Source organism: Actinosynnema sp., from assembly GCF_052038725.1.
Genome location: NZ_JBQGCX010001046.1, coordinates 1 through 8898 on the forward strand (window position 1 = coordinate 1; position 8898 = coordinate 8898).

Consider the following 8898-nt stretch of genomic DNA (forward strand, 5'->3'; position numbering starts at 1 on the left):
GGGTGGTCGTCGGCCACGGCGACGCCCATCCCCCGCTGCCCCGGCACCTGCTCGACCACCAGCCCGGTCAGGTCGTAGTCGGGCAGCCCGTCGCCGACCGCGATCACCGCGACCTCCAGCCGCCCGGCGCGGAGCCTGCGCAGCAGCGCGGGGCTGCCCGCCTCGCCCAGCGACACGGCGAGCGCGGGGTGCGCGGTCCGCAGCCGGGCGACGGCGCTCGGGACCAGCGCGGCGGCGGCCGTGGGGTAGGCGCCGACGACCAGCCGCCCGGCGAGGCGGTCGCGCAGCCCGGCGATCTCCAGCTCGGCCGCCTCGACGTGCGCGACGACCTGCCCGGCGTGCCCGAGCAGCGCCTCCCCCGCCGGGGTGGGCCGGACGCCGCGCGCGCCGCGCTCGAACAGCGGGCCGCCCGCGGCCGTCTCCATCGCCCCGACCTGGCGGGACACGGCGGACTGGGTGTAGCCGAGCGCCTCGGCGGCGGCGGTGAACGACCCGCGCCGCGCGACCTCGACCACCACGCGCAGCCCCAGCAGGGTCATCCCGGACATGGTGGTCAGTATGCGCGGGGCTGCTCGGCGTCGGCGGCGAACGCCGCGTCCCTGCGCGCCTCGAACGCCGCCAGCCGCTCCCGGACCGCCCCGGTGACCAGCTCGTGCGCGTCGGAGTTGAGCAGCAGCCGCAGCGGCGGGTCGTCGGACAGCGCGGCCTCGATCACCGCGTGCGCCACCCCGGACTGGCTGCCGGGCATCCGGTCCACCGGCAGCGGCTCCTGGTCGGCGACGCCGCCGCGGTAGGGCTCGCTGGCCGGGACCCTGGTGGCCGCGTCGTAGAACGAGGTCCGCACCATGCCCGGCTCGACCAGGACGGTCCTGATCCCGAACGGCTCGACCTCGCGCGCCAGCGCCTCGAAGTAGCCCTCCACGCCCCACTTGGTGGCGTGGTAGATCGCGAAGCCGGGGAACGTGAGGTGCCCGCCCATGCTGGACAGCTGCACCAGCGTCCCGCCGCCCTGCGCCCGCAGCAGCGGCACGGCGCGCCGGGCGAGCTGGATCGACGCGGTCAGGTTGGTGGCGATGGCGTCCCGCACCTGCTCATCGCTCAGGTCCTCGGCCGCGCCGAACACCCCGTGGCCCGCGTTGGACACGATCACGTCGAGCCGCCCGAGGTGCGCGACGGCCTCGGCGAGCGCGCGCTCGACCTCGGCGGTGTCGGTGACGTCCAGCCGACGCCGCCACAGCCGGTCTCCGTGGCGCTCGGCCAGGTCGTCCAACCGCTCCGGCGCGCGCAGCGTCGCGGCGACCCGGTCCCCGCGCGCCAGGACCCGCTCGACGATCTCCCGCCCGATCCCCCTGGACGACCCGGTGACGAACCACGTGGTGGACATGCGCGCACTTCCTCTCCGATCGGCTGCCCCACCGACGCTAGCGATCCGCACCCATGCCGACCAGCGATGATCAAGCACCGGAGCCATGCGAAATCCGCACACCTCCTGCTCGCGGAACCGGCGCGCCGCACGCCCGCCGCGAGTGTTCCACCTCTCCCCCACCGGGAATCCGCTCCGCCGCGCGCCCCGCGAGTGCGATACTCCCGCCCATGGTTCGCGCGGGGACGACGTCGGGTGTGCACTTCCTGCTGTCCACAGTGGACTCCGACCTCGCCTCGGCCGTGCGGCGGCGGATCGACCTGCCGCAGGACTCGCGGGAGCGCTACCAAGCGGACTGGTCCCCCTTCAGGTCCGCGATCCTGTGGCGGCTGGAGAACGACGACCCCGAGATCAACCGGGCGATCGCGCACTCCCTGCCGGACTGGTCTTTGCGCCGCCGGATCGCCACGGGCGTGCCGTTCGGCCCGGCGCAGGGCCCGCTGCCGGTGCTCGACTGCTACGCCCGGTGCGACCACGCCCCGCCACCGCTCCCGGACGGCGCGGACACCACCGAGGGCGTGATCGCGCTGCTGCGCTCGGTCACCACCCTGTCCGCGGGCAAGCGGGCCGCGGGCGCGGTCGCCTGGGACGACTGGGAGGCGGTCGTGGCCGCAGACCGCGCGGACCCGTTGCCCGGCTACGCGAAGTGGGCGGTGGCGAACCGGGTGGACTGCCCGCACGAGGTCCGCCTCGCGCTGGCCACGCACCGCAAGCACCACGACCGCCTGTACGAAGCGGGGCTGGTGCGCGACGCGGCCGAGTACGCGCTGGAGTTCCCGAACACCTCCTCCGTCCTGCAGGTGCTGAACACCGGCCGGTGGGCGTTCCCGCACCGCGCGGCCGAGGCCGCCGCCGCGCTGGGCCCGCTGGTGCGCGAGGAACTGGGCGAGGACCTGGAGGCCTGGTCGGTGCTGGCGCAGGTGCTGCCCACGTTCACCGGCACCGCGCCGGAGCTGCTGCGCACCTGCGGCGCGATCACGCGGGTCTGACGCGCGGTGGAGCGCTCGGCGCGGCGGCACGTGGTCGACCTGGCCGACCGGAAGGCGCTGCTGGCGTGGAACCCGGCGGCGCCCGAGGTGGTGGCGGAGGCGAGCGGGCTCAAGGAGGCGGCACTGCTGGACTTCGGCCTGTCCGGCTCGCCGGTCGCGTCGTGGCTGTTCGCCAAGTGCCGCCACCAGGTCCCGACCACGGCGGTGCCGACGGCGGCGGTCGTGGCGTCCGGGGACGGGTCCTGCTTGTTGTTGTACAACCCCGACTTCTTCGTGGCGCTGGGCCTGGACGGCGTGAAGTTCGTGCTGTTCCACGAGGCAAGGCACCTGGTGCACCGGCACCTGTTCGTCGAGCCGGAGCTGGCGGGCGACCCGCTGTTCACGCTCGCCGCCGAGGTCGCGATCAACCACGTGGCGCTGATCCGGTTGCGGCGCACCGGTCTGCCCGAGGTGGGCGGGGAACCGGTCGGCGTCGACCCCGGGGCGGTGCACGAGCGCTACCGCGAGGACCTGGCCGGGCGCGGCCTGGAACCCCTGGCGTACCCGGCTTTCACCGCCACCGACCTCGGGATCTACCGCGAGCTCAAGCGGATGGCGACCCCGCCCGTGCCCACCGCCGTGTGCGTGCACCAGAGCGAGGGCGCGGCGCCGCTGGACCAGGGGTCCGCCGACGCGCTGGCCTCGTCGGCGCTGCTGGACGCGCTGCTGTCCGCCCGCCGGGGCAACCGGCACGCCGACTCGGAGGTGTCGGACCTGGTGCGCCGCACCGACGGCACCTCGGAGAGCGCGAGCAGGCGGTGGTCCGGGCTGGGCGCGGCCGGGCTGCTGCGCGGGCGGACCTCGAACCACGAGGTGACCGACTGGTGGCAGCGCTGGCTGGTGGGGGTGCTGGGCACGCTGCTCAGCCCCGGCGAGCGGCTGGTGTACCCGCGCAAGCGCGGCGCGGTGCTGGCCGCGCTCGGGCACGACCCGACCCTGGCGCGGGTGGGGCCGAGGCGCGAGGTGTCGCTGGTGGTCGCGCTCGACGTGTCGGGCTCGCTGGTGGACGGCGTGGTGGCGTGGATGGCGGAGCTGGTGGGGCGGATCGAGGGCGCGCGGGTGCGCTGGCTGGCGTTCGACACCGCCGTCGTGCCGTTCACGCCCGGCCAGGCGATCCGCGGCGGTGGCGGCACGGACTTCCGGGCGGTGGTGGACCACGTCGAAGGCCGGTCCGCTGTGGACGGTGAGGGGTTCGACGGGCCGGTGGACGCGGTCATCGTGCTCACCGACGGCTTCGCGCCCCCCGTCACCCCGGCTGAGCCGGACAAGTGGATCTGGCTCATCACCCCCGGCGGCGACGACTGGCCGGACGCGCACCGGCCGCAGATGGCGTGCCACCGGATCAGACCGGTTCTCCAGACGGGACAGCGGACGTGAGCAGCACCTGGCGCCCCAGCGCGACCTACCCGGAGCCGCCGCCGCGCGGCCGGGGGTCGCGGCTGGCGGACTTCATCGACGCCATGATCGCCACCGGTCAGACCGGGCAGGTCTTCGGCTCGCACGGCATCGGCAAGACGGCCACGTTCACCTCGCACCTGGCCGAGGCGCACCCGGACAAGACCCTGGTGGTCGTGCCCGCCGCGAACCTCACCCCGGACGACCTGCTGGTGAACGCGCCGGTGCGGGACGCGGCGACCGGGGAGCTGGTGCTGCGCCAGCTCGTCATGGGCCAGCTCAAGCCGGGAAGGCCGTTCGTGCTGCTGGTCGACGACTCGCTCCAGGCCGGGCCCGCGATCCAGTCCCAGCTGATGCAGGTGGCGTGCGACTGGACGCTCGGCGAGCACGACCTGCGCGAGCTGGGCTGCGTCGGGGTGTTCCTGACCGACAACGAGGACCTGGCCGAGACGGGCGCGCGCCGCGACGACCTGGCGGTGCTGGACCGCATGGTGACGGTGCGGGTCGGCGCGGACGACACGGCGTGGCGGGTGCGGCTGGCCGAGCGGTTCCGGGACTGGGACCTGCGCGGGGTGTTCGACGTGTGGTCCTCGCTGGGCCCCGCGCTGCGGGAGGCGCTGGCGCCGCGCACCGTGGAGCACGTGCTGGCCAACGCGCGCGAGGGGTTCCCGCTGGTGTGGGGGCTGCCGCTGGTGAACGGCGAGCGGATGGCGCTGGTGGAGCGGCTGCCGGACGGGCGGAGCGAGGACCGCACCACCGAGGTGCTGGACCGGATCGCGGACGCGCTGGGCGTGCCGAACCCGTCCACCGTGGACGACCCGGTGCGGCGGGTGCTGCGGGCGGCGCTGCGGAACCGGTGGGCGGTGCTGCTGCAGGGGCCGCCGGGGTGCGGGAAGACCGCGCTGGTGCGGCAGGTGGTGCGGGAGGAGCTGGGGCGCGACCCGGTGTACTTCTCCATGCCGGTGACCAGCGTGGAGGACCTGTGCGTGCCGGTGCCGACGCCGGACGGGTCGCTGGAGTCGCTGCTGGCCGCGCGGTTCGCCGGGAGCGGGCCGAAGGCGGTGGTGTGGGACGAGTACAACCGGCCCAAGGACCGGTCGGCGTTCGCGAAGCTGATGGAGATCACGCAGGAGTGGTCGCTGGCCGGGCGGCCGATCGCGGGGCTGCGCGCGCAGGTCGCGATCCAGAACCCGCCGTACCACCTGGGGCGCAAGCTGAACGTGTCGCGCAACAACATCGCGCAGGCGACCCGGTTCACCGCCTCGCTGGTGGTGGAGCCCGGCGACGTGCCCGCGAACGAGTGGCTGATCGCGCGGTACGGGGCGCCCGCGGAGACCGTGCTGGACTGGTGGAAGCACGACCTGGACGACGACGCGCGGGCGTGGGTGACCAAGCGGACCGCCGAGCGGCTGGTGAAGCTGCACCTGCACGGGCTGCCGCTGGAGTCGGCGCTGATCTACCTCGGTGACGGGGAGTACGCGCCGGTGCCGCTGGAGTCGCTGGTGGACCGGTTCGAGCGGCGGCGGCCGGTGGCCGGGCTCGGGGACCTGGCGCGGCGGGTGGAGGTGTGGGAGGCGCGGTTGCGGCGGGCGCTGGAGGCCTCGGACGAGGGCGACGACGACAGCGACGTGGTGCACCGGGTGCTGGCGAACGCGGAGGTGTCGCAGCTGCGCAAGCACCGGAAGGCGGTGAAGCGGCTGGTGGTGCTGCTGCCGCCGAAGCTGCGGGCCACCTACCTGGTGGGCGCGGCCCCCGACCGGCAGCGGTTCTGGGTGGACGCGTTCACCTCGTTGCCGCGCCAGGGGTGAGGCGCTGTCGCGGGGCTACCAGGCGGCTTCGCGGTAGTCCTTGAGGAACACGCCGGAGACCGGGTCGCCCGCCTCGCCCCGGACGATCGGGTCGTAGACGCGGGCGGCGCCGTCGACCACGTCCAGCGGGGTGCGGAAACCCTGCCGCGCCAGGTGGTCCTTCTTCGGCGCGGGGTTCTCGTCGGTGACCCAGCCGGTGTCGACGGCGCACATGTGCACGCCGCGGCGGGCGAGGTCGGGGCCGCTGGTGCGGGTGAGCATGTTCAGGGCGGCCTTGGCCATGTTGGTGTGCGGGTGGCCGGAGGTCTTGTTGCGGACCGCGAAGCGGCCCTCCACGGCGGTGACGTTGACGACGTAGCGGCGCGGGGCCGGTGCGGCGAGCAGCAGCGGCAGCAGGCGGTCGCACAGCAGGGCCGGGGCGAAGGCGTTGACCAGCTGGGTCTCCAGGACCTCGGCGGGGTCGAGCTCGCCGAGGCGCGCGGACCAGGAGTTGGTGGGCGCGGTGTCCGGGACCAGGCCAGCCTCGTCCAGCCGGGCGGGCACGGCGCCGGTGGGGAGGTCGGCGGCCCCGTCCGCGAGCACGAGTTCGAGGGCGGCGCGGCTCTGGTCGACCGGGAGCGCGGCGCGGTACCCGGGGGCGAGCAGGGCGCCGGGCGGCAGCGGGCCGGTCTCGGCGGCGGTGAGCGGGGCGTAGGCCTCGGGCGGGCGGCGGACGGTCTGGGCGGCGTTGTTGATCAGGATGTCCAGCGGTCGGCCGTCCGCGCGCAGGTCGTCGCACAGGCCGAGCACCTGGCGCGGGTCGCGCAGGTCGACGCCGACCACGGTGAGCCGGTGCAGCCAGTCCGCGCTGCTCGGGTCGGCGCGGAAGCGGCGGGCGGCGTCGCGCGGGAAGCGGGTGGTGACGATCAGCTCGGCGCCGTCGCGCAGCAGCATCAGCGCGAGCTGGAAGCCGATCTTGACGCGCCCGCCGGTGAGCAGCGCGCGGCGGCCGGTGAGGTCGGTGGACGCGGTGCGGCGGCGGGTGTTGTCGCTCGCGCACTCGGGGCAGAGCAGGTGGTAGAAGGCGTCCACGAGGCGGTAGGGGCGCTTGCAGGCGTAGCAGAGGCGGGAGCGGTGCGCCGGGCTCGGTTCGGCGGGTGGGACGGGCGCGAGCGGGGCGTCGTCCCTGCGGTCGGTGGCGCCGGTGGCGGTGGCGGCGCGGGTGCGCGCGTCGGCGGCGGCCTGGTGGGCGTCGCGGGCCTTGCGGCGGCGGCGCTTGCCGTCGCGGACGAGCGACTCGGCGGCCCGCTCGGCGCGCAGGCGGGCCGGGTCGTCCTCGGGGAGCGCGCGCAGCCGGGCGAGGGCGGCGTGGAAGGCAGGCTCGTCGAACCCGTCGTGCACCACGCCTCCCCTTCGGGCCTGCCCCGGCGGCGGGATTCGAACCCGCGTGCCCTCGCCTGCAAGACGAGTGCGACTGCCTCTGCGCTACGACCGGGGCATTGCCGGGGATCGTAGCCGGTCGGGGGCCCTCCGGTGCGGACCGCGGCTGCCGGGGTGGCGGGAGTCGAACCCGCGTCCTCCGCCCCTGGAACGAGGAACGGCGCGTCTACCTCTGCGCTACGGCCCCGGCATTGCCGATGATCTTACCGGGAACGTCGGGGTGTCCGGGCGGCGGGATTCGAACCCGCGTGCTCCACCCTGGAAAGGTGGGACGACTGCCTCTGCGCTACGACCCGGACAGCTGAGCATCCTAGCGGCGGGAGCGCGGGTTCACAGCCGCACCGAGGAGTTGTGCTCCCGCACGATCCGCCACCCGTCGGCTCCGCGCCGCCACACCAGGGAGGTGGTGGTGCGCAACCGGGAGCGGGTCCCGTCGGCGGTCTCCAGGTCCACCTCGAACACCAGGGTGGAGGCGGCCAGGTCGCCGGACTCCAGCACGTGCGGGCCGGAGACGACGGTGTGGCGGGCCAAGCGCAGGTCCCGGAAGGCCGGTTCCCAGACGGCGCCGTACTCGCGGGCGGTGCGGGCGGTGCGGTGCTCGGGGTCGAAGTCGTCGTAGAGCAGGACCTCGCCCTCGGCGTAGTGGCGGCCCTGGGCGGCGGCGAAGTCGAACGGCGGGTCGTGCGGGGCGCGCTCCCAGCCGAAGACCCAGGCCCGGTGGAGCTGCTCGACGGTGGTCATGGGGGTGACTCCCTTCGGTGGTGGACGGGATCGACGCTAGGCGCGGGTGATCACGCGGACCAGGGTGCGGCGCACCCACCCGGCGGAGCGGAGCGGCAGTGGTACGTTCGTACACATGCCGAGGGACTACTTCGCGGGCGACCCCAGGACCAACCGGGAGCGGATGCTCGCGGGCGAGCCGTACATCGCCGACGACCCGGAGAGCGAGCGCATCGCGCGGCGGGCGCTGGCGCTGCTGGAGGAGTACCGGGTGGCGTTCACCGCGAGCCGGGACGAGGAGGCGCGGCGGCTGCTCGCCGAGGTGCTGGGCGAGGTCGGCGAGGGCGTGGTGGTGAAGCCGCCGCTGTTCGTGGACTACGGCGAGAACATCCGGATCGGGGCGCGGACGTTCGTCAACTACAACCTGACGGCGCTGGACGTCGCGCCCATCACGATCGGCGAGGACTGCCAGTTCGGGCCGGGGGTGCAGCTGCTGACCCCCACGCACCCCGTGGAGCCGGAGCCGAGGCGCGACAAGCTGGAGGCGGCGAAGCCGATCACGATCGGGGACAACGTGTGGTTGGGGGGCGGGGTGGTGGTGTGCCCAGGGGTGACGATCGGGGACAACAGCGTGATCGGCGCGGGGGCGGTCGTGACGCGCGACGTGCCCGCGAACGTGGTGGCGGTGGGGAACCCGGCCCGCGTGGTGCGGGAGATCGGCGGGGAGGGGTGAGCCGGGTTCCCCGGTCGACCGGCGGGTGGGGGCGGGCGGGGCGAGGCAGGTGAGCGGACCGGCGGTCGAACCGCGGGACCAGCCGCCCGTCCGCGCGCAGCGCGCGACAGGCCTCCGACCTCGCCGGGCTCACCGACCGCACCCCGGAAAGCGGCGCCGCAGGTGAGCACGTCGACCGGACCGCGGTGGCCCGTGGGCATCACCCCCTGCGCGCCGCGGTGGTGACCGCCTCGGCGAACAGCTCCGCCAGGCCGATCCCCGCCGCGGCGGCCATCGTCGTGATCACGCTCGTCGGCGCGAACGAGCAGTACAGCCCCGCCTCCAGGAACCACGGCCGCCCCTCCGGGTCGACCCGGAAGTCGAACAGGCTGT

General features: G+C 75.1%; 8 protein-coding genes and 2 tRNA genes. 4 read left to right on the plus strand and 6 right to left on the minus strand.

Annotation, left to right across the window (positions count from 1 at the left end; translation table 11 throughout):
• Together ACTUAL_RS22085 and ACTUAL_RS22090 are read right to left on the minus strand one after the other, a co-directional pair.
• A partial coding sequence (locus ACTUAL_RS22085; RefSeq protein WP_440901581.1) for a LysR family transcriptional regulator occupies positions 1-548 on the minus strand: 548 nt, incomplete at its 3' end.
• 5 nt (positions 549-553) lie between these two features.
• Positions 554-1384 (minus strand): SDR family oxidoreductase, encoded by an 831-nt coding sequence (locus ACTUAL_RS22090; RefSeq protein ID WP_096495339.1) that lies wholly within the window; start codon positions 1382-1384, stop codon positions 554-556.
• A gap of 209 nt (positions 1385-1593) precedes the next feature.
• Here ACTUAL_RS22090 and ACTUAL_RS22095 point away from each other — a divergent pair, with 209 nt between their 5' ends.
• From ACTUAL_RS22095 to ACTUAL_RS22105, 3 genes are read left to right on the plus strand one after another with little or no spacing between them, the layout of a single operon-like run.
• Entirely contained in the window at positions 1594-2412 is an 819-nt protein-coding gene (locus tag ACTUAL_RS22095; protein ID WP_440901582.1) for a hypothetical protein, read from the plus strand.
• Between the two features lie 6 nt (positions 2413-2418).
• Positions 2419-3828: a vWA domain-containing protein gene (locus ACTUAL_RS22100; protein ID WP_440901583.1), complete on the plus strand. Its 1410-nt coding sequence runs from the start codon at positions 2419-2421 to the stop codon at positions 3826-3828.
• Positions 3825-5654 carry an AAA family ATPase gene (locus ACTUAL_RS22105; protein WP_440901584.1) on the plus strand — a complete coding sequence of 610 codons (1830 nt, stop codon included), beginning with the start codon at positions 3825-3827 and terminating at the stop codon, positions 5652-5654. The genes ACTUAL_RS22100 and ACTUAL_RS22105 overlap by 4 nt, the downstream gene beginning before the upstream one ends.
• Before the next feature lie 15 nt (positions 5655-5669).
• On the opposite strand, the gene ACTUAL_RS22110 is transcribed toward ACTUAL_RS22105, so the two are convergent.
• The 4 genes from ACTUAL_RS22110 to ACTUAL_RS22125 form a co-directional block, all read right to left on the minus strand.
• Positions 5670-7034 carry an SDR family oxidoreductase gene (locus tag ACTUAL_RS22110; protein WP_440901585.1) on the minus strand — a complete coding sequence of 455 codons (1365 nt, stop codon included), beginning with the start codon at positions 7032-7034 and terminating at the stop codon, positions 5670-5672.
• A 19-nt stretch (positions 7035-7053) separates the two neighbouring features.
• Positions 7054-7131, minus strand: a tRNA-Ala gene (locus ACTUAL_RS22115).
• A 165-nt stretch (positions 7132-7296) separates the two neighbouring features.
• Positions 7297-7370 (minus strand) — tRNA-Gly (locus ACTUAL_RS22120).
• 33 nt (positions 7371-7403) lie between these two features.
• A complete protein-coding gene (locus ACTUAL_RS22125) occupies positions 7404-7814 on the minus strand; it encodes a YybH family protein (RefSeq protein ID WP_440901586.1) in 411 nt (136 codons plus the stop codon).
• A 115-nt stretch (positions 7815-7929) separates the two neighbouring features.
• On the opposite strand from ACTUAL_RS22125, the gene ACTUAL_RS22130 reads away from it, so the two are divergent.
• Complete coding sequence (locus tag ACTUAL_RS22130) at positions 7930-8526, plus strand: sugar O-acetyltransferase (protein WP_440901587.1); 597 nt, start codon at positions 7930-7932, stop codon at positions 8524-8526.
• The last annotated feature ends 372 nt before the right edge of the window (positions 8527-8898 follow it).

Excerpts from the sequence above, each read along its gene's own strand:
- ACTUAL_RS22125 (WP_440901586.1), bottom strand. The coding sequence starts at position 7,814 with ATGACCACCGTCGAGCAGCTCCACCGGGCCTGGGTCTTCGGCTGGGAG.
- ACTUAL_RS22095 (WP_440901582.1), top strand. The coding sequence starts at position 1,594 with ATGGTTCGCGCGGGGACGACGTCGGGTGTGCACTTCCTGCTGTCCACA.
- ACTUAL_RS22130 (WP_440901587.1), top strand. The coding sequence starts at position 7,930 with ATGCCGAGGGACTACTTCGCGGGCGACCCCAGGACCAACCGGGAGCGG.
- ACTUAL_RS22090 (WP_096495339.1), bottom strand. The coding sequence starts at position 1,384 with ATGTCCACCACGTGGTTCGTCACCGGGTCGTCCAGGGGGATCGGGCGG.